The sequence below is a fragment of the Acinetobacter puyangensis genome (assembly GCF_900096995.1).
GTDB classification, from domain to species: domain Bacteria; phylum Pseudomonadota; class Gammaproteobacteria; order Pseudomonadales; family Moraxellaceae; genus Acinetobacter; species Acinetobacter puyangensis.
On the sequence record NZ_OANT01000004.1, the window covers coordinates 1 to 26,705 of the forward strand.

22 protein-coding genes and 1 CRISPR repeat array are annotated in these 26,705 nt (G+C 40.6%); of the genes, 8 read left to right on the top strand and 14 right to left on the bottom strand.

The genetic code is table 11. The features are described 5' to 3' along the window. Nucleotides 1-233 precede the first annotated feature (233 nt). Entirely contained in the window at nt 234-1,034 is an 801-nt protein-coding gene (locus tag CRO21_RS08465; protein WP_141398126.1) for an alpha/beta hydrolase family protein, read from the top strand. 27 nt (nt 1,035-1,061) lie between these two features. On the opposite strand, the gene CRO21_RS08470 is transcribed toward CRO21_RS08465, so the two are convergent. Together CRO21_RS08470 and CRO21_RS08475 are read right to left on the bottom strand one after the other, a co-directional pair. Beyond that, nucleotides 1,062-2,432 (bottom strand): dihydrolipoyl dehydrogenase, encoded by a 1,371-nt coding sequence (locus tag CRO21_RS08470; RefSeq protein WP_097079208.1) that lies wholly within the window; start codon nt 2,430-2,432, stop codon nt 1,062-1,064. Between the two features lie 857 nt (nt 2,433-3,289). Then, nucleotides 3,290-3,625, bottom strand: coding sequence for a protein tyrosine phosphatase family protein (locus CRO21_RS08475; RefSeq protein WP_097078905.1), 336 nt, complete (start codon nt 3,623-3,625; stop codon nt 3,290-3,292). Nucleotides 3,626-3,752: 127 nt separating this feature from the next. Between CRO21_RS08475 and CRO21_RS08480 the strand changes: the two genes are divergently transcribed. From CRO21_RS08480 to CRO21_RS08490, 3 genes are read left to right on the top strand one after another with little or no spacing between them, the layout of a single operon-like run. Then, a complete protein-coding gene (locus CRO21_RS08480; protein WP_097078906.1) occupies nt 3,753-4,652 on the top strand; it encodes an alpha/beta hydrolase in 900 nt (299 codons plus the stop codon). Continuing rightward, nucleotides 4,649-5,077 carry a thioredoxin TrxC gene (gene trxC / locus CRO21_RS08485; protein ID WP_087621842.1) on the top strand — a complete coding sequence of 143 codons (429 nt, stop codon included), beginning with the start codon at nt 4,649-4,651 and terminating at the stop codon, nt 5,075-5,077. Before CRO21_RS08480 ends, trxC begins: the two co-directional genes overlap by 4 nt. 8 nt (nt 5,078-5,085) lie before the next feature. Beyond that, nucleotides 5,086-5,490: an acyl-CoA thioesterase gene (locus CRO21_RS08490; RefSeq protein WP_097078907.1), complete on the top strand. Its 405-nt coding sequence runs from the start codon at nt 5,086-5,088 to the stop codon at nt 5,488-5,490. Between the two features lie 81 nt (nt 5,491-5,571). On the opposite strand, the gene CRO21_RS08495 is transcribed toward CRO21_RS08490, so the two are convergent. From CRO21_RS08495 to CRO21_RS08515, 5 genes are all read right to left on the bottom strand, one after another. Beyond that, nucleotides 5,572-7,104 carry a flavin-containing monooxygenase gene (locus tag CRO21_RS08495; protein WP_228150402.1) on the bottom strand — a complete coding sequence of 511 codons (1,533 nt, stop codon included), beginning with the start codon at nt 7,102-7,104 and terminating at the stop codon, nt 5,572-5,574. Between the two features lie 18 nt (nt 7,105-7,122). Further along, nucleotides 7,123-7,953 carry an SDR family NAD(P)-dependent oxidoreductase gene (locus CRO21_RS08500; RefSeq protein ID WP_097078909.1) on the bottom strand — a complete coding sequence of 277 codons (831 nt, stop codon included), beginning with the start codon at nt 7,951-7,953 and terminating at the stop codon, nt 7,123-7,125. A gap of 42 nt (nt 7,954-7,995) precedes the next feature. Continuing rightward, nucleotides 7,996-8,964, bottom strand: a complete 969-nt coding sequence (locus CRO21_RS08505; RefSeq protein ID WP_097078910.1) for a metal-dependent hydrolase — start codon at nt 8,962-8,964, stop codon at nt 7,996-7,998. 368 nt (nt 8,965-9,332) lie between these two features. Next, nucleotides 9,333-9,827 (bottom strand): DUF4442 domain-containing protein, encoded by a 495-nt coding sequence (locus CRO21_RS08510; RefSeq protein ID WP_097078911.1) that lies wholly within the window; start codon nt 9,825-9,827, stop codon nt 9,333-9,335. Between the two features lie 16 nt (nt 9,828-9,843). Next, nucleotides 9,844-10,332: a YajQ family cyclic di-GMP-binding protein gene (locus CRO21_RS08515; protein WP_087621862.1), complete on the bottom strand. Its 489-nt coding sequence runs from the start codon at nt 10,330-10,332 to the stop codon at nt 9,844-9,846. A gap of 90 nt (nt 10,333-10,422) precedes the next feature. Between CRO21_RS08515 and CRO21_RS08520 the strand changes: the two genes are divergently transcribed. Beyond that, nucleotides 10,423-10,734: a rhodanese-like domain-containing protein gene (locus tag CRO21_RS08520; protein WP_097078912.1), complete on the top strand. Its 312-nt coding sequence runs from the start codon at nt 10,423-10,425 to the stop codon at nt 10,732-10,734. Between the two features lie 161 nt (nt 10,735-10,895). Continuing rightward, nucleotides 10,896-14,704: direct repeats of the CRISPR family, unit length 28 nt; unit sequence TTTCTAAGCGGTGTATGCCACCGTGAAC. 161 nt (nt 14,705-14,865) lie between these two features. Here the strand turns inward: CRO21_RS08520 and CRO21_RS08525 are convergent. From CRO21_RS08525 to CRO21_RS08550, 5 genes are all read right to left on the bottom strand, one after another. Further along, nucleotides 14,866-15,270, bottom strand: a complete 405-nt coding sequence (locus CRO21_RS08525; protein ID WP_097078913.1) for a DNA-binding protein — start codon at nt 15,268-15,270, stop codon at nt 14,866-14,868. Nucleotides 15,271-15,632: 362 nt separating this feature from the next. Further along, complete coding sequence (mnmC, locus tag CRO21_RS08535; protein WP_097078915.1) at nt 15,633-17,504, bottom strand: FAD-dependent 5-carboxymethylaminomethyl-2-thiouridine(34) oxidoreductase MnmC; 1,872 nt, start codon at nt 17,502-17,504, stop codon at nt 15,633-15,635. Between the two features lie 27 nt (nt 17,505-17,531). After that, a complete protein-coding gene (locus CRO21_RS08540) occupies nt 17,532-17,993 on the bottom strand; it encodes a lipase chaperone (RefSeq protein ID WP_097078916.1) in 462 nt (153 codons plus the stop codon). A gap of 3 nt (nt 17,994-17,996) precedes the next feature. Beyond that, complete coding sequence (locus CRO21_RS08545) at nt 17,997-18,302, bottom strand: YciI family protein (protein ID WP_097078917.1); 306 nt, start codon at nt 18,300-18,302, stop codon at nt 17,997-17,999. Nucleotides 18,303-18,313: 11 nt separating this feature from the next. After that, nucleotides 18,314-18,925 (bottom strand): septation protein IspZ, encoded by a 612-nt coding sequence (locus tag CRO21_RS08550; RefSeq protein WP_097078918.1) that lies wholly within the window; start codon nt 18,923-18,925, stop codon nt 18,314-18,316. A gap of 45 nt (nt 18,926-18,970) precedes the next feature. Between CRO21_RS08550 and CRO21_RS08555 the strand changes: the two genes are divergently transcribed. After that, on the top strand, nt 18,971-19,825 hold the full coding sequence (locus CRO21_RS08555; protein WP_097078919.1) for a PHP domain-containing protein: 855 nt from the start codon (nt 18,971-18,973) through the stop codon (nt 19,823-19,825). 82 nt (nt 19,826-19,907) lie between these two features. After that, nucleotides 19,908-21,056 (top strand): DUF1624 domain-containing protein, encoded by a 1,149-nt coding sequence (locus CRO21_RS08560; protein ID WP_097078920.1) that lies wholly within the window; start codon nt 19,908-19,910, stop codon nt 21,054-21,056. 232 nt (nt 21,057-21,288) lie between these two features. Here CRO21_RS08560 and CRO21_RS08565 read toward each other — a convergent pair whose 3' ends face one another. Then, complete coding sequence (locus CRO21_RS08565) at nt 21,289-23,112, bottom strand: acyl-CoA dehydrogenase C-terminal domain-containing protein (RefSeq protein WP_097078921.1); 1,824 nt, start codon at nt 23,110-23,112, stop codon at nt 21,289-21,291. A gap of 269 nt (nt 23,113-23,381) precedes the next feature. On the opposite strand from CRO21_RS08565, the gene CRO21_RS08570 reads away from it, so the two are divergent. After that, nucleotides 23,382-25,757: a hypothetical protein gene (locus tag CRO21_RS08570; protein WP_097078922.1), complete on the top strand. Its 2,376-nt coding sequence runs from the start codon at nt 23,382-23,384 to the stop codon at nt 25,755-25,757. A 141-nt stretch (nt 25,758-25,898) separates the two neighbouring features. Here the strand turns inward: CRO21_RS08570 and aroE are convergent, their stop codons facing one another. Then, nucleotides 25,899-26,687: a shikimate dehydrogenase gene (gene aroE, locus CRO21_RS08575; RefSeq protein WP_097078923.1), complete on the bottom strand. Its 789-nt coding sequence runs from the start codon at nt 26,685-26,687 to the stop codon at nt 25,899-25,901. Nucleotides 26,688-26,705: the final 18 nt, after the last annotated feature.

The following is a 26,705-nucleotide window of genomic DNA, read 5'->3' on the forward strand; positions in this document are numbered from 1 at the left end:
CGCTGATGGTAGTGTGGGGTTACCCATGTGAGAGTAAGTCATCGCCAGCTCATTAATTCAAAACCCCCAAGCTGATGCTTGGGGGTTTTTTTATGGGGGGAAAAATGAGATTGGCTTAGATTCGGCTTTTATTTAAGAGAGACCGTAATTAGCGTTCCAGTTCTTCTATAATAGCCAAGTCATATGAGATATAACTTAGTGATCAAGTGAAAATAACAGGCAAGAATAGAATGATGAATAATAGTCCAGTGTCAGATGAATTAACATTAATAATTGATAATATTCCAATTATTGTGAGGATACCTAATAGGAAAATTCATGGTTTATTTTTACATCTTCATGCACTTGGTCAAACAAAAGAACAGACAAAGCCGATTCTTGATCGTATTTGCCAAAAGGGCTTTGTCGCTATTAGCATGGATGCGTGGCAACACGGTGAGCGTAGTCAAGAAACCCAAGAACAACTTTTTACTCGTATTTTTGCAACTTTTTATAAAAATATGTGGCCAATCTTAGGGCTGACAGCACTTGATGTATCTCGGGTGATTGACTGGGGGCTTGCCGAGTTCGGATCAACCTTGCCAGTAAACATCAGTGGTCTATCTATGGGCGGGGATATCGCTGTCACAGTTGCTGGTCTAGATACCAGAATTTCCAATGTTTTTGCAATAGGTTCGACGCCTGATTGGAAACGCCCTGGAATGCATGATGCTATGGATGCTAAAAAATTATTACATCCAGGTAAACCAGATATTTATGCACAATTTTTCTATAATCATCTTGATCCATTGACTCATTTAAATCAATATGAACATGCTCCTCAGATCAATTTTATTTCAGGTGAGTTAGATAATCATATCCCTATAGATGGTGTTATCCGGTTTAAAGAAAAACTTCTAATAAAATATCCGAATGTTGGCGAAAAGGTTTCTGTTACAGTTTTGCCTAGTCGTTGGCATATGGATTTGCTTAATATCGATGTTTGGTGGCCGACTATTTCAGAACTGATAGACCGTATCGATAAGGTTGAATAGTTATATATAATAGTTTGTTTTAGATCTCTATAATTGTCGTCGCGCATGTTTAAAAGCAGTTCTTAATCCTTCTTCTAAAGTTGGATGATAATAGGGTTGTGCTAATAAATCAGATAAAGTGGCTTCTTCACTGATCATCCAGCTGAGTAAATGGGCTAGATGTTCAGCATGTTCCACAAATAGTTCTGCCCCGAGTAATTTTTGAGTTACACGATCAATATAAACTTCTATTCCTCCTTTATTTTTGCCAAGTACCAACGCACGTCCTTGTTTCTCATAAGAAACAAAGCCAATGACAAAATCTTTATTCTCTTTTTTAAGTTGTTGATAAGACTGCCCTACAATGGCCATTTCGGGAGCGCTAAAGACGATACTTAAAGGTGTAAGGGTTTTGATATTTTCAAGATGTGGATAATGTAAACAGTTATGTACAGCCATTTTTCCTTCATGTGCGGCTTCATGTTGTAAAGGCGTTTGGGTGAGTGCATCTCCCACAATAAAAATAGGTAAATCTGCTAACTGTTTGGTGCGAGTGTTAAGAGGCAGATCTTTAATATCTTTAAAGGCTGGATTAATTTTTTGCAGATGCAGAGTGTTTAACAAGGAAGAACGACCTGTAGCACTTAACACATAATCCACATGCAATGTTTTGGGTTCTTGGTCAATACGATATTGAATTTTAACCTGATCATGCTCAAGCGCTACATGCTGAGGTAATGTTTCAAACAGGATATTTAGTTCCTGCCCTAACTCTTGTTGGGCGAGTTGCTGTAAATCTGGTGATGATAGTGATCCAACTTTATGACTTCGTGCAAAGATTGTGGTTTTTACTCCTAGACGATGAAAGGCTTGAGCCAACTCAATGGCGATAACTCCACTTCCGATCACGGCAATAGATTGCGGTAATGTTTCAAGTTCGAAAATTTGATCAGTCGTGATTAAGTGATGTTTTAACTGTTTTTTCCAGTCCTGATCGAAATTTGGTGTGGAACCGACTGCAAGAATAAAACTCTTGGCTTGATATTGTTTCCCATTCACCTCGATTGTATTTTGATTGATAAAACTGGCTTTTCCAGAAATTTTATGTTGTTCATCCCAGTTATTTACTTCTTTTAGTGTTGCTGCGGTAAAACGATCTCTTAATGTACGTAAATGTGTCATGACTGAAGTTGTATCAGCCTGAATCTTTAAATGCAGACCGACTTGGTTTGCATGCTCTGCATCATAAAGACGATTGGCTGTTGATATCATAACCTTGCTAGGCATACAGCCTACCCGGGCACAAGTGGTATCCCAAGCACCATCATTGATAATTAAAATGTTTTGAGTATGTTTTATAGCGGCCTTATAGGCACTGATACCGGCTGTTCCTGCACCAATGATGATGATGTCGTACATATTAAAACTCATATTTTAATTCCTTTATAGAATGATATTATCTTGACTGAATTTATGCTTAAAAAAATAGTTTAATTACTTATAATATTATAGTTTGTAATTAAAGATTAATATCTTAGCGGAATTGTTAAAGAGATCTAAAAAAATGGACTATTTATTTAATTGAAGGAAATATTGGGGTAAAAGATGGTAGATAGAAAGATTTTAAAAATTACAGCATTGGTGACTGTACTAACTTAAGCAGTTGGCGATTATTATAAAAATTTATCAGGCTTACTATACCGGATCAACAAGCTCTTCGGTAAATGTTTCGAGTATTACGTTGGCAGATAGCAGGGGCAATATAGTTATTAAGATTCTATGCAGTAACAGCAAAAATGCGAGTAGTGCCTTGGTTAAGTTTTCCGCTGATAACATGGCATTTAGCACAAGTGATGGTTATTGTAACTAATGTGATTGGTAATGCAACTATTGGAATTACCTTCAATCGTAAAGATCCTTTATGTTTTAATATCAACAAGTACATACTATGCATATAAACTAACAGGATGTGCTGTTGGAGATAGTGGCTCCGAATGGAAAAATATCGAATGAATATGTAAACTATAAATAGAAATAATTAATAGAACAGCACTTCGGTGCTGTTTTTTTATTCTTATTATAATGCTGTACCAACACTGACAGTCGCTGTAGGGCGAATTTGCATAGAATTACAGCCAGCAATAGAAACAATACACAGGCTAATCAGGAGGAATTTTAACATTTGATTTTTGACCAAGAAAATAAAGCAAAATCATAGGGCAGCACAAATTGTTTTTATAGATTTGTGCTGTTTATTTTTGTATGAGTAATTTTGATCAGTCGTCCAGCAAATCCATTTGTTTTGCCAATTGATATAAATTGTTGGAACGATTGCCGGTACGGCAGAACATTAAAATGGGCTTGGGTAGTTCATTAAAATGATTGGCAAAAGTTCGGACATCAAGTTCGGTGATCTGGCCTGAAACAACCGGTTGATAGACATAATCCAAGCCAGCTTCACGTGCAGCTTCTTCAATTTGTGCAGAGGTGGGTTGTTCCGCACCACCTTCTAGGTCTGGGCGATTATTAATTACAGATTTAAAGCCTTTTTCAACCACTTGCGGAATTTGTTCTGGCGAAATTTGACCTGCAAATCCAACATGTTGTTCCATCATAATTTCCTTTAATCGTACATTTAATAAGGGTATGATAACACTACAATCTGCTTTATAAAGATGGATTTTTATAGCAGTTGATAAATTTTTTGGTAATAAAAATTAAGATAAAGGAAGTGCTTAAGTGTTTAGTTATACGATAGAGCCTTTATATTTTCAAAGTGAACAGGAAATTATCGCTGCCGATTTTTATCGACCCAAATTATTAAAAACACCTGCTGTGATTGTGATGGCACATGGTTTGGCCGCAGAGCGAAGTTTTGGTTTAGCGGTTTTTGCCAAACGATTTGCACAGGCAGGTTATGCGGTTGTGGTGTTTGATTATCGAAATTTTGGTGGGAGTACAGGCAAGCCCAGAGGGCTGGTGTCGATTCGGCAGCAGTTACAGGATTGGGAAAATGTATTATTACAATTACAAAAACGACGGGATATTAATACCAGAAAAGTGGTTTTATGGGGCACTTCATTAAGTGGTGGACATGTACTGAGTCTTGCACCACAGTGTAAATATGTACAGGCTGTGATTACGCAGGTTCCCTATATCGATGGTCAAGAAAGTCTCAAGATTTATCCCAAAAAATATTTAACCCGATTGTCCAGAATTGTGGCAAAAGATTTTATGAGCAAGCAATTGGGATTGGAGCCGCATACCATTGCAGTGATTGCCGAGTCTGGTATTCGTTGTTTTGCTTCTCCAGATAGCTATTCTGGCTTTTTAAGTATTGTGCCACAGCATGTGGAACGTATCGAAGAAATTCCGGCACGTATCATGTTTAGCTTGTCACGTTATCGACCAATATTAGCCGTACGTAAAATTACGGTGCCTGTATGTTTACTTGCGGCAACGCAGGATCAAATCGTGCCTATAGAGATAACGCGCTTATGTGTTACCAATCTTGCACCATTTGTACAGTATCATGAGTTTCCGGTGGGACATTTTGATGTGTATCATGGGCAATGGTTTGAAAAAAATATTTCAATGCAGATTGATTTTCTGCATCAACATATAGGAGTTGAGTCATGATTGTTGTATGTCCGCATTGTATGAAAAAAAATAATTTGCCCGCTGATGTGCCTGTTGCAGAAGCACAATGTGGGCAATGTGATCAGGATTTATGGTCGGCGCATCCAATTGCACTCAATGATGATAACTTTATGCATTTTGTCCCGAATACTGAAATCCCGGTATTTGTTGATTTCTGGGCGGAATGGTGCGGTCCGTGTAAGGCAATGGCACCGGTATTTGAACGTTTGGCTGCACAATATAAAACGGTGCAGTTTGCCAAGGTGGATACAGAAGTTTCTCCAAAACTCAGTCAATTTTTTCAAATTCGCAGCATTCCGAGCTTAATTTTATTCAAACAGACGACTCAGCTTGGTCGAATTGCTGGTGCAATGAATGCGACACAGTTAGAATCATGGCTACATCAACATAAGATTCAGAAGTAGGAGTTCATATGGTCGCAGAGCCAAGAGGTAATCTTTCTTTACAGACGATTGCCATGCCAGCAGATGCCAACTGGAGCGGAGATATTTTTGGTGGATGGCTGGTATCACAAATGGATCTGGCGGGTGCCATTCATTCAGAACGTATCAGTCGTGGGCGTTGTGCAACGATTTCAATTCATGAAATGACTTTTATGGTTCCGGTGAAGATAGGGGATGTGATTTCCTGTTATACCGAGATTGTGAAGGTGGGTAATAGCTCTATGCAGGTCCATATTGAGGTGTGGAGTAAGAGTAATCAGCGTGAATTTCCCCAAAAAGTGACTGAAGGCATTTTTACTTTTGTTGCAGTTGATGCTGACGGCAAAAAACGTCAAATTCCGGACGATGTCAAAGCTGAATATCAAATTAATTAAATTTTTATCTGTGGATTTTTATTTATTAAGATTGCGCCTGTTTCATTTTGTATGTGCTGAAACAGGCGTTTTGCCTACAGTTTAAGAGGCAATTTGTAGCGTTTGATCTTTTTGCGTTTTGCCATCTTTTTGATAGATCACATCATAATCATCGAAGTTAAGCTTGGACAAACGCTGTTTCAGGGTTTTTAATGACCACGGCCACGCAGCAAAATTACGCCCGTTTTGATCCAGATAATAGCTTTTACAGCCACCACTATTAAACACGGTGCTTTGCAGATGTTGCTGGATCAGCTGATTATCTTTGGCAAGCACATCAGCCTTGATGGTGAACTTGCGTATGGCTTGCTGTTTCATCTGGGTTAAACCATCAACAATATAATCAAGCTGGGCTTCTGCAAGTCCGATAAATGAATCATAGACCAATACATTCGGTCCCAAAATTAAAAAGGCATTGGGAACATGTGCAAGGCTTGTGCCTAGATATGCTTCCGGAGAACTGTTTTTCCAGCGATCTGCCAGAATTTCACCTTTTTCATCTCGGACACGTTTGCCAATCGGGGGATGTGATACATCAAATCCTGTACCCCAGATGATGACATCGACTTCATGACGTTCACCATTGGCTGCAATCACTACATTATTTTCAACTTTAACCAGACCATGAGGAATCAACGTAGTATTTTCTGCTTGCAGTGCCGGGTAATAGTTGTTTGCAAACAATAAACGCTTACAGCCAATGGTAAAGTTGGGTGTGACATCTTTTAACAGTTGTGGATCATTAATTTGATATTTCAATACTTGTTTAAACAATTGATTAACCGGCTTTAAAAATATCGGATGCCGTAATCCAAAATTAATGGCATTCAGTGAGCGTGCCACTGTTTTGCGCCAGTTATGCTGTAAGGCCGGATACTTGGCAATCATGGACTGACTAAACTCACCCAGTGGTAGATCCGGCTTTGGCACTACCCATGGTGCAGTACGCTGGAAGACATACAATGCTTTGGCTTTGGGCTGGATTTGTGGAATAAATTGAATGGCGGATGCGCCTGTACCGATCACTGCAATACGTTTGTCCGTTAGATCATAATTATGATTCCAGCGTGCAGAATGGAACATCTCGCCGCTAAAGGTATCAAGACCTTCTAATTTTGGAATTTGTGCTTCGGTAATTGGTCCGGTCGCAAAAATCACAGTTTTTGCCTGATAATCACCTGTACTGGTTTTTAATTCCCATAAGGCCAGTTGTTCATTCCATTTGGCATCAAGTAGTTCGGTATTAAAGACGATTTTATCCTGAATATTAAACTGACGGCTGACATGCTCCAGATAATTTAGAATTTCTGGTTGCCTCGCAAATAAGTGCTGCCATTTTGCATTGGGCGCAAAAGAATAGGAATATAATGCAGAAGGTACATCACAACCACAGCCCGGATAAGTATTGTCACGCCATGTTCCGCCAACACGATCCGCTTTTTCAATGATTTTGTAGTGAGATAGATTTGCCTGATCCAAACGATATGCGGCGGCAATACCGGAGATTCCTGCGCCAACAATAAACGTATCATAAATTTGAGAGGGCGCGGGGTTGTCTTTTTTGCGTGTTGTCATCGTCATCTACCTGAAGAATTACTTAAAAAACTGATAAGAGAAACCAAGGAATTTGTTATAAAATGTTGGGGATGTTCGTTTCATCGACCAAAATAATTTTGCATCTATTTGTGGAATGGTATAAAGCTCACCTTTGTCGAGGCGGTCTAAAGTGAGTTTGGCGACTGCATCACTGGTGGTAAAGGCATAATTCATTAAGGCATGATCTGCCAATTTGGAATAGCGTCCTGGAATCCGCCCATTCTTGATGATATTGGTGGGTACAAGCGTTGGACAAAGCACATTGACTCGAATCTGATATTTCTTTAATTCTGCCGCCAATGTTTCGGACAGGGCCATTACGCCTGCTTTACTGACGTTATACACACTCATTTCTGGCGCAGCAGTATAAGAAGCCGCAGAACCGACATTAATAATGCCACCAAAACCATTTTTCTTGAGCTGGGGCACAAAGGCGTGACAGCCATGAATCACGCCCCATAAGTTGATATTCAAACACCAATGCCAATCTTCCAAACGCATTTCTTCAAATTTGCCGCCTAAACCGACACCGGCATTATTGATCACCAGTGTGACCGGATGCCCCATGATTTGTTCTGCCTGATCGGCTAGCGCTTGTACTTGATCAGCCTGTGCCACATCGCATTGATAGGCATAAGCGGTTGCGCCCAGAGATTCAATTTGCTGTACGGTGTCGTTAGCAGCATTTAAATCAATATCGGCACAAATGACTGTACCGCCACGGTTTGCCAGTTGTAGTGCAAAGCTACGACCAATGCCGCTGCCTGCACCTGTGACCACAGCATAGGCGTGATGGCTGAGCTTATTTTTCTTGCCAAATAAGTTCATATTTTTATATCCTTATTTTTATTTAGAAAGAGTATTGGTCATTTATGCACTTGCCCGGACAGGTGGCACAAATTCTTTCACAAAATAAGACGTTAACAGGCCAGTTTCGGGATGTAATAATCTGTCCTTATAATATTCCAGATAGGCCGTAGTATCGTGATCATTGGGATGAAAGCTGAAACGTAAATAATCGAAAATATGCGGTAGGCTACTGCCAAATACACCTCGTTTGGGGCCAAACAGCAGTGACCAGCTTTCTCTTGCTTCTTTCCAGAAACTTAAATTTACCATATTACGTGGATCACGCAGGAAGGGCAGCATCATTGCACCGGTTCCTACCCCGATCATCAGGGTAATGAATGCTAGAAAAAATCCAAAAATTCTTAATGGATAGTTTGCAGAAAGCAGTTGATAAACATCATAGGCAATATCCTTATGCTCGGATTCTTCCAGCATATGCCACATCCATAAAGCACGGGCTTTTTCGTCATCGGAATGGAAAAAATTGCTTTCATTTTCCATCATGTATTGTGCCAGAACCGCAGTAAAATGTTCGATGCCCGCCATTAATGATAATTTTAAGGGTTGGGGGAATTTTAAAAAGGTATAGTTAAAGACCTGTTCGGCCAGATAACGATAAAATTGCACCGGAATGTTGTTGGGAATCATGATGTCGTTATATTCATTATGCAATTTGGAATGAATGGCTTCCTGTCCGATCAGGCTGGTTAATCGTTGTTTTAATACCGGATCTTTAATCATGTCACGATGATAACGGGCTGTTTCAATCACCAGTTCTTCACCGTAGGTCAGAAAAATTGACAGTGCTGCAAAATAAGCTGTTGCCCATTCTTTTTGCATATAAAATTTGATATCCAGTTTTTCCGGATCAAATTTAAAATTAAAATGACGAATAGGAATTGGGGATTTTTGATTTGCAATCTGGATCTGCTTAAGTGTTTTATCTTTAAGCTTCGCTGAAACTGCCTTTTTGACTGTCGCAATAACCATAATCAATACCTTCTCAATATAAAGATAGATCACAAAAAATATCAACCTCAGCATAAAAAAGTTTGCTTAAGTTATTCCTGCAACAAGGTCTAGCCCCTTGCATTTTTGAAGATCAAAACAGATAGATTTCACCGAATATGTCAATGATGCTAGATCCGTTTATATATCTATTTTTGATTCTAGGTAAAGAAATGTGCTGCGACTTTGGCGAGAATGGACAGAGTAATTGGCAAAAACTTACAAATTGAACAGCATCATGTCGTAAAAGGACATTGTTGTAGAGTAGTGTCCTGTAAGGACAATTTTACACAAAACAAAAAACGCCTCGAAGATCGAAGCGTCATAAATTTAGACTAGGAAAATGATGTCTATCTTTGTTTTTTGGGTAGCCATGCCCAAACCATATGACATTGAATCGGTGATTCACCAGAATCATCAATGACTGTCACCGGAATTTCCAGATCGCCTTTTTCCTGATTCAGAATAAACTGTTGTTGCTCGGCACTTAAAGTTGCGGTGGCAATTAAGCCACCTTTAGCCACTTTCAGATAATCCACATGTAGGGATTTAATCAATAAAATTCGGTCATCCGGTACATTTAAGCCCGTGACAAAACCCGTTGCAGTTTCGGCAAGCAGTGCCATGGCAGCAGCATGTACACCTTTAATATGATTTTGCATATTGCGCTGGTTTTCAAGCCGAACCACAACTTTTGACTGACTGACCTCAAGATAACGGATATTGGCAGTACCCACCATTGGGACAATACGACCAAATGCCTTACTCCAGATCGTGCTACGCAAAGCTTTGGGGAGCTTATACGTGGCCTGTACCACCTTAAATAAACGGTTTGCCTTTGTCATGGTCTGCCTCAATCGGTTAATCTTTAAAATTATTAAATTGCAGGGGAAGACCGAATTGCTGCTCTTTTAAAAATGCCATTACACTTTGTAAAGTATCACGCTTTTTATCAGTGACCCGAATCTTATCGCCCTGAATGGAAGATTGCACTTTAATTCCGCTTTCTTTAATGGCTTTATTAATTTTTTTTGCAGTATCTGCGTCAAGTCCGTCTTTGAGCTTAATTACCTGAATCACATGTTTACCCGAAGCCGTTGCTTTTTGTGGATCGAGTGCCTGAACATCAACCTTGCGTTTAAAAAAATGATTTTCAAGCATGTTATAAACTTGTTCACACTGGAAATCACTTTCGGTGCTAATTTTAATTTCCTTGGCTTTTTCATTTAATTCTATGGACACGTCCTGACCACGGAAGTCAAAACGGGTCGCAATCTCTTTTTGCGTGTTTTGTACAGCATGATTGACTTCAAAAACTTCAAGTTCTGACACAATATCGAACGATGGCATAATATAGACCTTTACAACACTAAACATTATTGAGATGCTAAGGTTGTTTTCTATTTTTGCCAAGTGCTGTTTTGATCAAAGGAGTGCAGAATGATCCGCAAGCAAGAAATCACCACCTTTGAATTTCCCGAAGGTGCTGTTATTTGGGATGTACGAGATCCAAAATCTTATGCCGAAGGACATATTCAAGGTGCAATCAATTATCCGATTGATACCTTAAACGAAAGTAATTTACAGCAAGTGCCCACTGAAGCCACGATTTATATTCTATGTGGCGGAGGAAGCAAGGCACCTCGAGCGGCAGAACAGTTAAATCAGATTGATGAGCAGCGTGAATATGTGATTTTAATGGGAGGAACTCGAGCTGCACGCGATGCAGGCATGACTTTAGAACAAAGTTAATAGAGATGCTCAAAAAAAAGTGCCCTGATGTGGCACTTTTTTATTTTGGCAGGGCAATGTTGATATTCTAATAATACAGAAAAAACTTTGTATCAACCTTGAACCCTAAAGTTCAAGGGACATGGTGAGCAAAATATTTTAAAGAATGTTGTTTGATTTAAATTTTAAGCAGTGTATGCCACCGTGAACTTTGGCATGCATACGGCCACGGGTGATTCTGTTTTCTAAGCGGTGTATGCCACCGTGAACTAGACAAGACTTCCTTATCACCCACTTCACGATTTCTAAGCGGTGTATGCCACCGTGAACATCATGTTTTAAGTAGCACTTATGATTAACAATTTCTAAGCGGTGTATGCCACCGTGAACAGATGCAACTCCAAATTTTCGAAGTACGGCTATTTCTAAGCGGTGTATGCCACCGTGAACGGATATTATTATTAGGCCTAGGATTTGCATTATTTCTAAGCGGTGTATGCCACCGTGAACTGCTGTTAATCCGACTGGTGTTTCAGACGATGTTTCTAAGCGGTGTATGCCACCGTGAACCAGTTTGATAAGAAGAACCATCGGGATTCATATTTCTAAGCGGTGTATGCCACCGTGAACATCAGAGCAAGATATGCTCAGAGAAGCCCATATTTCTAAGCGGTGTATGCCACCGTGAACTCGTCAATGACTTGTTGACCTACCGTTGTATATTTCTAAGCGGTGTATGCCACCGTGAACATTATCCGCCTTCTGATACAAATAATCCGAATTTTCTAAGCGGTGTATGCCACCGTGAACGAGCAGGATATGAACCTTTAAAATAGTCAGTATTTCTAAGCGGTGTATGCCACCGTGAACTGTGCAGCGTGTCGTGGAGTCTTATCCCGTTTTTTCTAAGCGGTGTATGCCACCGTGAACCTTTTTCTTCGTCTTCCACATCCATTGATTTTTTTCTAAGCGGTGTATGCCACCGTGAACATCGTGACATCTTCACCGTCATACATTGCACATTTCTAAGCGGTGTATGCCACCGTGAACTGGCACGTTTCCCGCTGGGGTGTCCAATTAAATTTCTAAGCGGTGTATGCCACCGTGAACAATATTCCGGGTTTTCAAATATCACAAATGCATTTCTAAGCGGTGTATGCCACCGTGAACCGAATGCCGATGATCTTGTTGCTGCATTTAATTTTCTAAGCGGTGTATGCCACCGTGAACAATATTCCGGGTTTTCAAATATCACAAATGCATTTCTAAGCGGTGTATGCCACCGTGAACCGAATGCCGATGATCTTGTTGCTGCATTTAATTTTCTAAGCGGTGTATGCCACCGTGAACATCAAGATGCAACCGATTTAGTCGTCATTTGTTTTCTAAGCGGTGTATGCCACCGTGAACCGATGTCATGTTCGTCCCATAGCTGCTGCTCTTTTCTAAGCGGTGTATGCCACCGTGAACTCAAATGATCAATGTTTTTTAAATGATTTAAATTTCTAAGCGGTGTATGCCACCGTGAACTTACAAGTAATGGTGCAAATAAAATTGATATTTTTCTAAGCGGTGTATGCCACCGTGAACTGGGTTTATGAAAGATGGCGAGGTGGGATGATTTTCTAAGCGGTGTATGCCACCGTGAACATCGCACCCGACATTTAAATGTTTTCTTAAAATTTCTAAGCGGTGTATGCCACCGTGAACATGCATTTCTATAAACACGGTTTTGATCTACATTTCTAAGCGGTGTATGCCACCGTGAACAATGTTCGTGATGATTTAAAAGTAAAAGAAAATTTCTAAGCGGTGTATGCCACCGTGAACATGATTTAGTTGATGATGCAAAAATAGCTGTTTTTCTAAGCGGTGTATGCCACCGTGAACGTTAAATATGATGCATCGAAGCCGTTCAACTTTTTCTAAGCGGTGTATGCCACCGTGAACTCAATATCGAGCAGATCGCCATAGCCGTTATATTTCTAAGCGGTGTATGCCACCGTGAACAACCTGCTTGATGGCATTGTTAAGAACAAATTTTTCTAAGCGGTGTATGCCACCGTGAACTCCTGGAGGCAAATCCTCAACTTGCAGATATCTTTCTAAGCGGTGTATGCCACCGTGAACTGAAATGTTACAGCGATGTATGGTGGATTCATTTTCTAAGCGGTGTATGCCACCGTGAACCGGTAAAAAGGAAGGCGATCAATTAAGCCTGTTTTCTAAGCGGTGTATGCCACCGTGAACTAAAATGGCCTGCATCATCGGTGTAGAGAAAATTTCTAAGCGGTGTATGCCACCGTGAACGTTTTACAGCATTAAATGACAGTTACCATAAGTTTCTAAGCGGTGTATGCCACCGTGAACGCCACCTTTAGCAAAATCATGTCCAACTTGCCTTTCTAAGCGGTGTATGCCACCGTGAACGTACAAACAACAGAGCCAAGAACCACATTTGTTTTCTAAGCGGTGTATGCCACCGTGAACGTGTAGAACATTCAGAAGCGTTCAAAAATCGCTTTCTAAGCGGTGTATGCCACCGTGAACTCACAGAAGTAAGAACCCAGTAGCGAACTACTTTTCTAAGCGGTGTATGCCACCGTGAACATTTTTAAGTATAGCATAGGTATTAAATAAATTTTCTAAGCGGTGTATGCCACCGTGAACTCGCCTTGTCGATCGACACTGTTGAATTTAATTTTCTAAGCGGTGTATGCCACCGTGAACATTTCGGGAACGTCGATTTATGCGTGATTCATTTTTCTAAGCGGTGTATGCCACCGTGAACTTGACGAGGGTACGTTTAACACGCTCGTTCAATTTCTAAGCGGTGTATGCCACCGTGAACGTGATAGCCTGTGGTGTCCATCCGCTTGTATATTTCTAAGCGGTGTATGCCACCGTGAACATGGATAAGGGAGATACAAACTCAAGATTTAATTTCTAAGCGGTGTATGCCACCGTGAACTACTGTGTCGCCCACAGATTCGATCAATAAATTTTCTAAGCGGTGTATGCCACCGTGAACTTCATCACCCCACTTAGCAATAATGCCTTTACTTTCTAAGCGGTGTATGCCACCGTGAACACACGTAAAGATATTTCAGACGCAACACTACATTTCTAAGCGGTGTATGCCACCGTGAACATCAAGGTATCTTATTCGGTGGTATTCGCACTTTTCTAAGCGGTGTATGCCACCGTGAACTTTCGCAGCAAGAACGCAAGCAACGAGAAATGTTTCTAAGCGGTGTATGCCACCGTGAACGATAAAAGCTGTTCACGTTCTTTCTTTGGTGTTTTCTAAGCGGTGTATGCCACCGTGAACAATGGCATCGTGTTGTTATGCAAAACAAACTATTTCTAAGCGGTGTATGCCACCGTGAACCTAACTTTATCGTTGCAAGCGCTGGCGCTGTATTTCTAAGCGGTGTATGCCACCGTGAACAACTTTACGTGAAATGGGAGATGACGTTCATGTTTCTAAGCGGTGTATGCCACCGTGAACTTATGAATTTCTATTTATCCCTTGAGTCACAATTTCTAAGCGGTGTATGCCACCGTGAACGAGATATGAATATGAAAACTTTAACAATCCAATTTCTAAGCGGTGTATGCCACCGTGAACTTGTGTTGCACGAGCCACCCGATCTGCTGGTGTTTCTAAGCGGTGTATGCCACCGTGAACCTGTTGATCGTGAAATACCTGTTTCTATGGGTTTTCTAAGCGGTGTATGCCACCGTGAACGCATCGGTTGTTGTTGCTGAAAGTAATTAAACTTTCTAAGCGGTGTATGCCACCGTGAACCTGGCTTTGATTTTGGAATTTCAATTGTCCTTTTTCTAAGCGGTGTATGCCACCGTGAACATTTCATATTAAACCCTCACTTTTTGCCTGTTTTTCTAAGCGGTGTATGCCACCGTGAACAATGAAAAAGAAATCAAAGCCACGATGACGGTTTTCTAAGCGGTGTATGCCACCGTGAACTAGAAATAAAGTAAAAATTAAAAATGAATAACAACAAGTTATGACCAAAAAAATTGTAATACCAAAGATTTCGGTATGGTTATTAACTTGTTGATTTTATTAAGATGCTAAAGAGTAGGAATATATTGGGTTATTTTAACAGAATGATCTAGAAATAAAAGTTAGTCATCTTCAGCCTGATATGCTTTGGCAAATGCCACAATCACCTCTCTAACAATTTTCTTTTGTGAAGCGGGAAGTTTGATAAAAGCATCAAAGATTTCTTTATCTTTATAACCAATTTCGTCTTGCCAGTGGGCTTCTCGTTGTTGAATTGCTTTTTGGATATCTTTATCGAAAGCAAGTTCTTCGGGTGGAAGGTTGAGCCATTTGGCAAGCGTGAGTAATTTATCCGCGGGTGGAATGGCTTCACCAATTAGCCATTTTCTTACCCCATGCAAAGTAATAGGTTTACCAGAATAGCGTAAATTAAACTCCCGTTCTAAAACGGAAGCTTTTGCAGTATATCCTCGTGCTTGCATTGCGGCAGTAAGTCGTTCCGCAAAAAGAATTTTTTCATTTTTCATTATTCCAAAATAAGTTACTTAACTATTAGTTACGTAATATTTGATTTTATTTACGTTTATAATTAGACTATGGTTACGTTATTGGTGTAATTATTTGTAAAATAAAGTGATGAGATAAAATGGAAATCGCAAGTTTTGTGTTGGAAGTATGTTTTTGGCTTTTGTTACTCGGGGCAGTCTTTTTTCTTATTCTTTCAATTATCTATATGGATTTTATGATATTTATATGCGGTATTTTAATGGTGATTTCCAGTATCTTGCTTGCCTGCGAATTTCGGTTAAAAGTATATGATTATTTTATGAAAAAAGATTAATGTTAAAAGTGGTAATAAATAGTGAACTAAAATATAAAGTTAAGGAGTTTATGGATTCTTTTTTACTTTTTTCTTAAAACGGTTGGGTCTAAGTTGGTGTGCTAGCATCGCAGGTACAGGTAATGCTTCGCCAAACATTTGACTGACAATTATTTCACTACATAATGGTGCAAATAGAAAACCTTTGGAACCAAGTCCGGCCAGACAATACAGATTTTTAGTATTTTCATTGATTTGTCCGACCAGTGGGAAATAATCTGGTGTTTGTGCTCTTAGTGAAGCACGTCCTTGCCATTGATCAATCGGGGCGAGCTGCTGTACCAAATCAGGCAAGGCGTGTTGCATCAACTGTAAATTATGCTGATGATCATCAAGGCGAATATCGGTTGAATCATGCTGTGGTAGGAAAGAAGCACCGAAGACAAGTTGATCGGAACTTAATGGCAGCGCATAGCCACCATAACTAAAGCCTGTTTGCATCTGCTCAGTGGTAAAAGGCGTTTTGACTTTACACCATGATACCTGGCCTCGAATAGGTTTAAGTTGGGCTAGTTCGGGAAATAGGTGATTGACTGCAAGTGCATTACAGGCAATGACATGGGTGGCATCATAATGCTGCTGGTTTTGGTCTGTTAAACGATAACCATGCGTCGTAGTTTTAATGTGTTGAATGTCAGCCTGTTTCCATTCAATCAATGGATGTGTCAGTACCTGTTCGGCAAACTGATGGGGAGAAAGCGTTCCGGCACAATGTAATAAACTGGCGGGTAATGGTGATTGTGTGATGTTTTGCCAAGATAAAATATCTTGTGGATACTGCTGTGTGAGCGCTTGTAGCTGTTGTATATTTTTGTCTTGTAATTGATAAATTTGTAGGGCCTGAAATGCAGAAAATTGTTGATAAAAATTAAGTGCATATTGCCAGCTAACGGTCATTAAATGGGTTGCGACCTGCTCAATTGGGCAAAGTTTTGGATTGAGTAGTGCACGTGGATTGCCAGAACCACCAGATAAAGGCTGTTCTTTTTCAAATAGTGTGACTTTTACACCACGCTGTGCCAATGTCCATGCGCAGTTGAGTCCTGCAATTCCTGCACCGATAATACTGACATGCTGTGGTGGTGCAATCTCGGGTATTGCGATTGTATTCGTTAACTGGTTTTGTTCATCTTCATCGTTCTGATTTTGCCAAATCGCTTTTAGCATTTCTCTTTTATGACCGAAACCTTTGGGACGACGAATTGTTACGCCGTAGCTTCGTAAGCCACGTTTTAATACACCGGCCACACTAAATGAGGCAAAGCTGGTGCCAAAAGCTGAAAGCCGCATGATATGACTAAAAATCTGCTCTTGCCAAAGTTCCGGATTGCAGGAAGGGGCAAAGCCATCCAAAAACCATGCATTCACCGGTCGTGTTGACTGGATCAAAGGAAAAGTCTGTGCTGCATCGCCGAGCCATAAATCGATAGAAATACGTTCTTGCGGGAATGACAGTCGATGACAGCCTGCCAGTGGTAAAGGATATTGGGCAATCAATTGATCTGCCAATGGTTTGAGTTCGGTCCACACACCTAGGGCACGTTTTAAATCCGTCAATGAAAGCGGATATTTTTCAACGCTAATGAAATGTAAATGGCTACGATTCGCTGGTCGAACCTGCTGCCAGAGTTGCCACAGTGCCAGAAAGTTCAGACCTGTACCAAAACCGGTTTCACCGATTGCAAAATATTGTTGATCTTGCAGTTTTGCCAGACGTTCGGTTAAATCATTACCATTTAAAAATACATGCCGGGTTTCCAGTAAGCCGTTGGCCTTGGAAAAATAGACATCACCAAACTGCCGCGATAGGGGAATATCCACCCCATCAATCTGTTGCCAGTCCAGTTCGGCAGTATGTATGGCCGGAAATTTTTCAGTCATGATGTGGCACGTATAGGCAGGAGTTTGTTACCACTGTCTGCGACGACGGGTATATAAAATGCTGTAAATCACAATCCCTGCCAAGATACCAATACCAAAAGTGACGGCGCCATAGATAAACATCTGGGCGCTACGTTCACTTTGTAGGACTTGTACCTGAACACTGAGATTATCGTTTTTAAGCTGTAACTCCTGATTCTGTGCCAAAGCTTTTTGATTGGCTTGTTCTAGCAGTTCCAGACGCTTTTGTTGCTGTGCCAGTTCAAGTTTATGCTTTTGTTGCACTTCCCCCAGCGTTGACGCGTTTGTAGGTGTTGTACCTGAATTCGCCTGACGTAACGGGGCGGAGGCAGAAGGCGAGGTTTTGGCCGTCACAGTGGAATTTGGTTTTGCTGCGGTAGTGGCCGAGGTGGCAGGTTCAGTGACCGCCCAGCTTGTAGCGGTCATCACACAACACAGCAAAGGGATTAATGCGTAACGCTTTAACATGCGTTATTCATCCTTTGGAAAAACTTTAATAAACGGTTTGACATCAACATTTTTATACACGCCTGCATGCACATAAGGCTCATCTGCCAGCCATTGATCCAGCGCATCACGTGAGTCAAAATCGACAATAATTACACTACCATAAAAACCTTTGCTGGTATCATCCGCATCTTTGGGCATGGGGCCTGCAACAATTAATCGGCCCTGTGCCTTTAATACGTCCAAACGCTTTAAGTGCTGTGGTCGCGCTTCCAAACGTTTGTCTAAAACATTGTCATTGTCGGTACACTGCACAACAAATAATGGCATAGCAAGCTCTCTTATTCTGGAGATTTAAAGTGTTTGCGGACACAAAAAAACATGATCGCAATATAGCTGAGGGTAAATATAATATCACCAAATGCCGTGAACTCGCCCCAGTATTTTCCGTCCATATACACAAAGCCAAAGAAGCCATGCAAAGCGGCCAGAATAAAGAATTGTATGCACCAGATCCAGTTTAGGCGAATCCAGCCTTTATCATCGAATTGAAGAATTGATTCAAACAATTTCTTGATGATGGGTTGCTTGTCTTTGGTGAAGTAGGGGGTTAACAGGAATGCAATACCAATCCCTGCATTGATGATAATGGCTTTGAGTTTGATATAAGTCACATCACTTAAGGCAAGCGTAATGCCACCAAACACCAGTGACATGATGATGATAAACCATTGGGTTTTTTCCAGATGGAATTTCTGAAAAATAAATAAACAGCCATACACAATTAATGTGGCGATCAATAATGCGCTGGTGGCGACTAAAATATGGTTTTGATCAGCATTGCCTGCGCTGCCTACCAGTTCTAATAATGGGTGATGATTGTCTTTTGGATCAGTCGTTTTATAAAAATAAAAGAAGATAATCAGTGGTAGGTAATCTAGCAGTGCTTTCATGTTACAGTAGCGTGATGAGTTTGGTGGGATAGCATAATACAAAGCATGATCGGTGTCGATTTACATATGCATAGCAATTTTTCTGATGGTGAGCTATCACCAATAGAATTGATTGAACTTGCGAGAGAAAAACAACTGCTGACGCTAGCATTGACCGATCACGATACGATAGACGGGAATGTTCTGGCTGCACAGCATGCTGCATTGCATGGTATTCAATTCATTCAAGGGGTTGAAATCTCAAGCTTTTGGCATCGACCCAGTATTAAAAAGACTCATGCTGTACATATCGTCGCTTTAAATATGCAAAACCTTGAACCGATGCAGCAACTTTTACTCAAACAAAAGCAGCATCGTGCCAAACGTGCGCTATTGATTTGTGAAAAATTGCAACAGATCCTCAAAACCGACTTTTTACCTGAAATTCGTGAGCTGGTCGATGGACATGATGAGCGTATTACGCGTAGCCATATTGCAAAAGTCCTTTTAAAACGTAACGTGGTCACTCGCGCGCAACAGGCATTTGATCGTTTTCTCAAAGAAGGAAAAGCGGCTTATGTGCCATTTCTGGGCGTGGAAATGGCAGATGCCATTGATATTATTCATCAAAGTCAGGGCTTTGCTGTGTTGGCACATCCGACCAAATACGATCTGTCTGCTACCAATATCCGCTATATGATTGAGCAATTCGCCGCTGCAGGTGGTGATGCCATTGAATTGCCACCTGCCAATACACCGTTATCGACGCGTCAAATGCTGGATCGAATGGTGGAGCAATATCAGCTTAAAGTGTCGATTGGCAGTGATTTTCATGGTGCACATATGCCATGGTTAAGTTTGGGCCATGTGCCAAAACTGAAAGATGGGCAACAGGGGATTTGGGAGTTTTTTAAGCTGTAGATATTTATGCGGAAAATATTTTCAAGTAAATTACCAATAATTATGAAATAATATAACGTTTCATTTATTCTAAATTTTGATTATGCCGATTGAAAAAACCACCTCCCGCCTACAAATGATTGACGCTTTGCGTGGATTGGTCATTATTTTTATGATGCTTGATCATGTGCGTGAAACTTTTTATCTACATCATCAAGTGTCTGATCCGGTTGATATTGCCCATACCGAACCCGCATTGTTCTGGAGTCGTACACTGGCACATTTATGTGCACCGATTTTCGTATTATTGACTGGTTTATCTGCTTATCTTTACCAGCAGAAGCGACAGGACCTTAAACAAACCCGTGAGTTTTTGTTAAAACGTGGTTTATTTTTAATTGCATTAGAGCTTACGCTGGTCAATTTTGCATGGACCGCACAATTTCCCCCTCAGGTCATTTATTTACAAGTGATCTGGGCCATTGGGTTGAGTATGATGGCTTTGGCATATTTGATCGGTTTACCTTTACGTATCCAGCTTGCTTTGTCTTTATTGATTATTTTTGGGCATAATCTGCTGGATCAGATCACCTTTTCACAACCATTTTTACAGAACATCTGGCATGTGCTGCATCAACGGGGCTGGATTGAGTTTGGGGAGATCTTAAAAGTTCGCACGTCTTATCCTGTATTGCCGTGGATTGGTGTGATTCTATTCGGTTATGTGTTGGGGCATTTGTTTAATCAAAAGATTTTACCTGCCAAACGCAATCAATATTTGATCATGATTGGTTTGGGAAGTATCGCTTTATTCTTTATGTTGAGGTTGCTGAATTTTTATGGTGATCAGCCTTGGGTAGAGATGGGCACATGGCAACTGACTTTGATGAGCTTTTTTAATTTAACCAAATATCCGCCCTCATTGTTGTTCCTGTTATGGAATGTTGGGCTGGGCATATTGATTTTGGTGGCGTTTGATCGCTATTCCAAATTAAAAATCATGCAACCGCTGGTCGTGTTTGGTTCTGTGCCGATGTTCTTTTATCTGCTACATTTGTACGTCTTAAAAATTCTCTATGTGATCTGCGTAATGTGGTTTGGTTATAATTATGGTGAGTATTTTGGCGTTTCTTCTGTGGCCATGTTATGGATTTTAACCGCAATATTTTGTGTCTTGTTATATCCTGTGGTGAAAGCTTTTTCACACTATAAGCATAGTCACCCAAATATTAAAATTTTAAAATATTTTTAATTCATATCATAAAGTAGGGCTGTCAAGTTCTTTAAAATCTAATTCGTCATGCCGGACTTGATCCGGCATCCAGTACGGTATATGCAAGGAAAACGGTTATGGACGCTCTGGATTTCTGAGATGTGACTAAAACATCGCAAGGCAAGAATGACTGTACCTTAAACTTGACAGCCCTGATATTATAAAGGGCAATCAATTGAATTGCCCTTTATTGTTTCTACCTTAGCGGTTATTAATAGTCAAAACTAAAATGTTCTGCTTTTAAACTGGTGATGCCACGAGATGGATTCACCATGGCTTCGGCATGACCTTGAGTACGAGGCAATAACCGTTCAAAGTAGAAATCTGCCACTTTGATTTTTGCCTTATAGAAATCGACTTCTTCCTTACCATCGCCTTTTTCCAGTTTTTCTGAAGCAACGGCAGCTTGTTGCGCCCAGAAATATGCCATCATGGCATAGCCTGAGAACATCAGATAATCCACCGATGCACTAGATACGATGTCACGGTCCTTACGCGCAGTGAGCATGATACGTAAGGTTAGGGTATTCCACTGTGCACAGATTTTGGTTAGATCCCAGACAAAACGGCGCATATATTTATTACGGGCATGACGACCACAGAATTTCAGGATTTCGGCAGTGTATTCACGTACTACTTTACCTTTGGAAGACAGTAATACTTTACGTCCTAATAAATCCAGTGCCTGTACGCCGGTTGTACCTTCATATAGTGTAGCAATACGTGCGTCACGTGCGATTTGTTCCATGCCCCATTCTTTGATATAACCATGTCCACCAAAAACTTGCATACCATTATTTGCAGATTCCAGACCCAGTTCAGTTAGAAAGCCTTTAAGAATTGGGGTATAGAAACCAAGTTTGTCATCATAGGCTTCAAATGCAGCATTATCGCCATTGAGTAAGGCATCTGTCATTTTGTCTGCCAGTTGTGCGGCATGATAGATCATGGCACGACCACCTTCGGCCACGGCTTTTTGTGTTAACAATAAGCGGCGCACATCGGCATGATGAATGATCGCATCGGCTACTTTATCTGGATCTTTTTTACCGGACAGGGCACGCATAGACATACGTTCCTTGGCATAAGGCAAAGCCCCTTGGAAGGATAATTCAGCATGGGCAATACCCTGTACCGCTGTACCAATCCGTGCAGTATTCATAAAGGTGAACATGGCATGTAAGCCTTTGTTTGGTTCACCAATCAGATAGCCGGTTGCTTCTTCAAAGTTAAGTACCGCAGTTGCAGAGGCACGGATCCCCATCTTGTGTTCGATTGAACCACAGAATACAGGGTTACGATCACCAATCGTACCATCTTCATGCGCAATAAATTTGGGTACAATAAATAACGAAATCCCACGTGTACCGGCAGGTGCATCCGGCAGACGAGCCAGCACGATATGAATGATGTTTTCGGTTAAATCATGCTCACCGGCAGAAATAAAGATTTTTGTGCCTGAGATTTTGTAGGTGCCATCGGCTTGTGGTTCGGCTTTACTTTTGACCTGTCCTAGATCGGTACCACATTGCGGTTCGGTTAAACACATGGTACCAGACCAACTGCCTTCAACCAGTTTTGGCATATAGGTCTGTTTTTGCTCATCGGTACCGAATTGCAAGATGGTATTCATACACCCCATGGACAAACCGGGATACATGGTAAATGACCAGTTGGCAGTCCCCATCATTTCTGATTTGATCAGATTGAGTGACATTGGCAAACCTTGACCACCAAACTCGACTGGGTAAGACAGGCCTTGCCAACCACTTTGGACAAAAATGTCATATGCTTCTTTAAAGCCTTTAGGCGTGGTGACATTGTTGTCTTGCCAATGACAGCCTTCAGCATCACCTGACTGATTTAATGGTGCAATTACATTTTCACAGAAATCTGCTGCACCTTCGAGGATCATATCAATGGTATCGGCGTCGGCAAGATCACCATTGGAGAGTGTTTGATAATGTGTGGTGTAATCTAAAACTTCGTTCATCAAGAAACGAATATCACGCAAAGGGGCTTTATATGTTGGCATAGCGTTTTCCCGTATTAGTCATAATTCGATAGCAGAATTAATCATTTCATTATTCATATTTGGCACATAATGACATTGATTGATTGTTACTAAAAAAATGTCAGAAATGCGAATTTGCCATGCGAAAAATAAATTGATTCATATAGAATACCTAGGTTATTTGACATTTTTCGTATGACGAAAAGATAATTTTATAAGTTTGCTTAAAGGAATAATTGAACATTGATGTAATGAATATTCAAGACGTCCTCATCATAAGAGTATTGGTAATGAAATATAATTTTCTCACATTTTCTATTCTAACATTGGGTTTGTTTGGTTGTGCAACCCAGCCTGTTCAGCATTCATCATTGGCAATTGACCAAAAAGTTTATCAAGGCTATGAACAACTGCTTTCAAAACAAAGTTATGCTTTTGATGGTAAGGTAAGTTTTAATTTTGAGCCGACTTCCTCCCAAGCCGTCAATGCCACCAAGTCGGAAGAATATCTGCTGCGTCAGAAAGTATTACAGGATATTTTTGCACAGCAGAAATTTAATCCCGAGCAGCAAGCAGTGTTGCAAGACGGTCTGGAGAAATTTAACAAGACAAAATCATCGAGCAAAAAAGATAAACAGTTTGCCACGTTAATGAAATCTTTTATGGATCGTTATTACTACTCATTTGATGGGGTCGTGGACCTCAAGCGTGGCCAGATGAGTATGAATCCTAAACTTGGTTATACTGCCAAAAACTTACAGGCCTGGATTAGTCTGCCACTGGCAGTTGATTTTCAGCAATATAAAGCCTATGCCGATATTTCAGCGTTGTCTCCAATCGTGACTGATCCGCAATATGATGGTCGTTATGTGGTCTTTGATTTTGCCGATTTAGCCAAAAACTCCAAGCTAAATTTTAAACCTGCTTTACAGCTGGCACGTGAATGGATGTTGGTTGGACCAGCTTTGGCAAATGCCACAGATTATCAGCAGGTCAAATTAACTGCACAAGACCGACAGCAGGGTGGGGTTGAGCGGATTCGCTATGTCGGCAGCTATGAAAATATATTGGCAGATTACTATTTATATTTTTATTTGAACAGTGATTATCTGAAGACCATTGTTGCCAATAAAGACAATAAATTAGCGAATGATTTGGGAATTGATGATCTGATTAGTGGCGATCAAATCAGCCTTCAAAAGAAAATTTTAAAAGCCACAAAAAATCTGGATACAGCAAGCACTTTGACAGATCGTGCTTATACCAAGCAGGAGTTAGCAAATCAGGCAGTTGACCGATTATATATCGCGATTGATGAGCGCTACTATCAAAAAGAAAATAGCCAAACAAATAATAGCCAGAATCAGATTGCTGTGACACCACCATTAGGCAAAACTTCGAATGTAACTGAAGCGGCGGGTCAAGCCGCCGATGACGCCGATGACGCCGCGCAAGCCGCAGCTGATGCACTCGCTTCTTCTAACGTTACTGAGTCATCGTATGCTGCAATACAGCAATCCGAAACAGATCAAGAGAAGGATTGGAATGATGCTGTAGAGGAAGACTATTCATCAAGTTATGGCAAATTGGCTGCACAGCAAAAACTGCGTGAACAGATTTTACAAAAATTTGCACCCTATAAATCCAGTGAGTTGGTTGATGCAAAGCGCTTGAAACAAATTATCAATGCACAGCCAGATGCATATCAGGAACTGATTAAGCTAGTAAAAGATGAGTTTGGCACGGCTGATATGTTAAAGGGTGCAAAATACACTATGGATATGGTATTGGACCAAAAAGGTCGTTTGGTTCATATCGACGTAGATGCTGGTTTTGCTGGGCTTGAGGATATCGGAATTAAATCGGTATCGTCCAAAATGCAGATGAATATTTTTAACTATGGCACAGCCCGGGTTGATCAACAACAGTTAAAGCAGGCAGTTAGCTTTAAGGAAGCAGCAAATCAGAATACTTTACTAAATCTCGGTGAGAAGTTTGGTAAATTCCAGCAAAGTCTGGAACCCAAGACAGGATCAGCGACTGAAAAAAGTACGATTTTATGGTCGAATGATGAGCGTTATCAGGCTTTGGTAGAGCAATTGAATGCAAAAAATGTCAATTTTATTGATGCTTATACAACGGTCTATAAATATGCCTATTTACTCGATGGACTTGATTTGGACGAGGGTGCGTTCTCTGCACCAGATTTAAATAAGACGGCATACTGGACTGCAATTTATTATGCCAGTGAAAAAGGCCTGCCTTACAGCAAAAAGCAATATCAGGAATATGAAAATGCGCCTGAAGAATGGCCTTACTACGATGAATATGTGGCAGAAAGAGTCTGGAAAGTGTTTGCAAAACAACAGGAAGACAGCCAGCTCTTAAAAACATTTCAGCAACTTAATAAACAGGGTAAATCTACTGCCGAGATTTTTAGCCAGCTTTATATGCAAGAAGAGCTTGCCAAAAAACGTCGTTATGATGATAAAGCACAATTAAAGCCGCGTTTGGTGGAGTATATTCAGGTACTGGGTAAAATCGCCGAGGGTGATTTAAAAAATCAAAAAGTTGATAGTGACTTGCTTGCTCCATTTACAGTGGCAGAGCTGGATCAACTCGATTCCTCAATTTATCGTAAGGTCTATCAATTATTTTTAAAGTAATGCTTTATTTTGATTAACTGGTTTTAATACGACCCCGAAAGTTGCAATCAATTTTCGGGGTCGTATTTGTGATTCTGTTTTAGTCTTAAAGCGTACTTTCAATCCGTAATTTATAATGAATACAATTGCAAAATACCTAGATTAAATAAAGTCTTCCAGATTTGGGCGCTCACCATTCCAGATGGCAAATGCTTCAATCGCCTGACCAACCAGCATGGAAAAGCCCTCGGCATAGGGAATTTGACGAGCTTTGGCCTCGGCAATAAAACTCGAATCTTTACCATAGGCCATTTCATAGGCTGCATCGAAAGTCAGGCTTGCTGGCAATTTTAAAGGCTCACCACTTAAACTTGCAGAGGTTGCATTAACGATAATGTCAAACTCGCCGTTAAGTTGATTAAAGTCCAATGCTTTAAGCTGTATATCTACGACAAAGGGCTGTACATCTGCAATCAATTGTTCTGCGCGGGCAAGTGTGCGATTGGCAATGACAATCTGTTTGACACCGGCTTGTGCCAAAGGATAAATTACCCCTCGAGTTGCCCCGCCAGCACCAAGAATTAAAATTCGGGCATCTTGTAAATTCCAGCCTTGTGCCTGTAATGCAACGACTAAGCCTTGTCCATCGGTATTGTCACCATGTAATTTGCCATTTTGCATCCATAAGGTATTGACTGCTCTAGCAATTTTTGCCCGTTCTGTGAGCACATCACATAAAGCAAAGGCTTGTTCCTTAAAGGGAACGGTAATATTTAAACCAGAACCGCCTTGTTCAAAAAACTGTTTAACCGTCTGCTCAAAGCCATCTAAAGGCGATAGAATTTTTTGGTAATGCAAATCGATGCCTGTTTTGGCGGCAAAGGCATGATGTAGTTCGGGAGAGCGTGAATGTTCAATCGGATTACCGACAACGGCAAATTGTTTGGTCATGATTCAAAAGTGATATTG

Excerpts from the sequence above, each read along its gene's own strand:
- aroE (WP_097078923.1), bottom strand. The coding sequence starts at position 26,687 with ATGACCAAACAATTTGCCGTTGTCGGTAATCCGATTGAACATTCACGC.
- CRO21_RS08525 (WP_097078913.1), bottom strand. The coding sequence starts at position 15,270 with ATGAAAAATGAAAAAATTCTTTTTGCGGAACGACTTACTGCCGCAATG.
- CRO21_RS08520 (WP_097078912.1), top strand. The coding sequence starts at position 10,423 with ATGATCCGCAAGCAAGAAATCACCACCTTTGAATTTCCCGAAGGTGCT.
- CRO21_RS08570 (WP_097078922.1), top strand. The coding sequence starts at position 23,382 with ATGAAATATAATTTTCTCACATTTTCTATTCTAACATTGGGTTTGTTT.
- CRO21_RS08465 (WP_141398126.1), top strand. The coding sequence starts at position 234 with ATGAATAATAGTCCAGTGTCAGATGAATTAACATTAATAATTGATAAT.
- CRO21_RS08540 (WP_097078916.1), bottom strand. The coding sequence starts at position 17,993 with ATGTTAAAGCGTTACGCATTAATCCCTTTGCTGTGTTGTGTGATGACC.
- CRO21_RS08495 (WP_228150402.1), bottom strand. The coding sequence starts at position 7,104 with ATGACAACACGCAAAAAAGACAACCCCGCGCCCTCTCAAATTTATGAT.
- trxC (WP_087621842.1), top strand. The coding sequence starts at position 4,649 with ATGATTGTTGTATGTCCGCATTGTATGAAAAAAAATAATTTGCCCGCT.
- CRO21_RS08550 (WP_097078918.1), bottom strand. The coding sequence starts at position 18,925 with ATGAAAGCACTGCTAGATTACCTACCACTGATTATCTTCTTTTATTTT.
- CRO21_RS08500 (WP_097078909.1), bottom strand. The coding sequence starts at position 7,953 with ATGAACTTATTTGGCAAGAAAAATAAGCTCAGCCATCACGCCTATGCT.
- CRO21_RS08515 (WP_087621862.1), bottom strand. The coding sequence starts at position 10,332 with ATGCCATCGTTCGATATTGTGTCAGAACTTGAAGTTTTTGAAGTCAAT.
- CRO21_RS08475 (WP_097078905.1), bottom strand. The coding sequence starts at position 3,625 with ATGGAACAACATGTTGGATTTGCAGGTCAAATTTCGCCAGAACAAATT.
- CRO21_RS08560 (WP_097078920.1), top strand. The coding sequence starts at position 19,908 with ATGCCGATTGAAAAAACCACCTCCCGCCTACAAATGATTGACGCTTTG.
- mnmC (WP_097078915.1), bottom strand. The coding sequence starts at position 17,504 with ATGACTGAAAAATTTCCGGCCATACATACTGCCGAACTGGACTGGCAA.
- CRO21_RS08565 (WP_097078921.1), bottom strand. The coding sequence starts at position 23,112 with ATGCCAACATATAAAGCCCCTTTGCGTGATATTCGTTTCTTGATGAAC.
- CRO21_RS08470 (WP_097079208.1), bottom strand. The coding sequence starts at position 2,432 with ATGTACGACATCATCATCATTGGTGCAGGAACAGCCGGTATCAGTGCC.
- CRO21_RS08555 (WP_097078919.1), top strand. The coding sequence starts at position 18,971 with ATGATCGGTGTCGATTTACATATGCATAGCAATTTTTCTGATGGTGAG.
- CRO21_RS08545 (WP_097078917.1), bottom strand. The coding sequence starts at position 18,302 with ATGCCATTATTTGTTGTGCAGTGTACCGACAATGACAATGTTTTAGAC.
- CRO21_RS08490 (WP_097078907.1), top strand. The coding sequence starts at position 5,086 with ATGGTCGCAGAGCCAAGAGGTAATCTTTCTTTACAGACGATTGCCATG.
- CRO21_RS08510 (WP_097078911.1), bottom strand. The coding sequence starts at position 9,827 with ATGACAAAGGCAAACCGTTTATTTAAGGTGGTACAGGCCACGTATAAG.
- CRO21_RS08505 (WP_097078910.1), bottom strand. The coding sequence starts at position 8,964 with ATGGTTATTGCGACAGTCAAAAAGGCAGTTTCAGCGAAGCTTAAAGAT.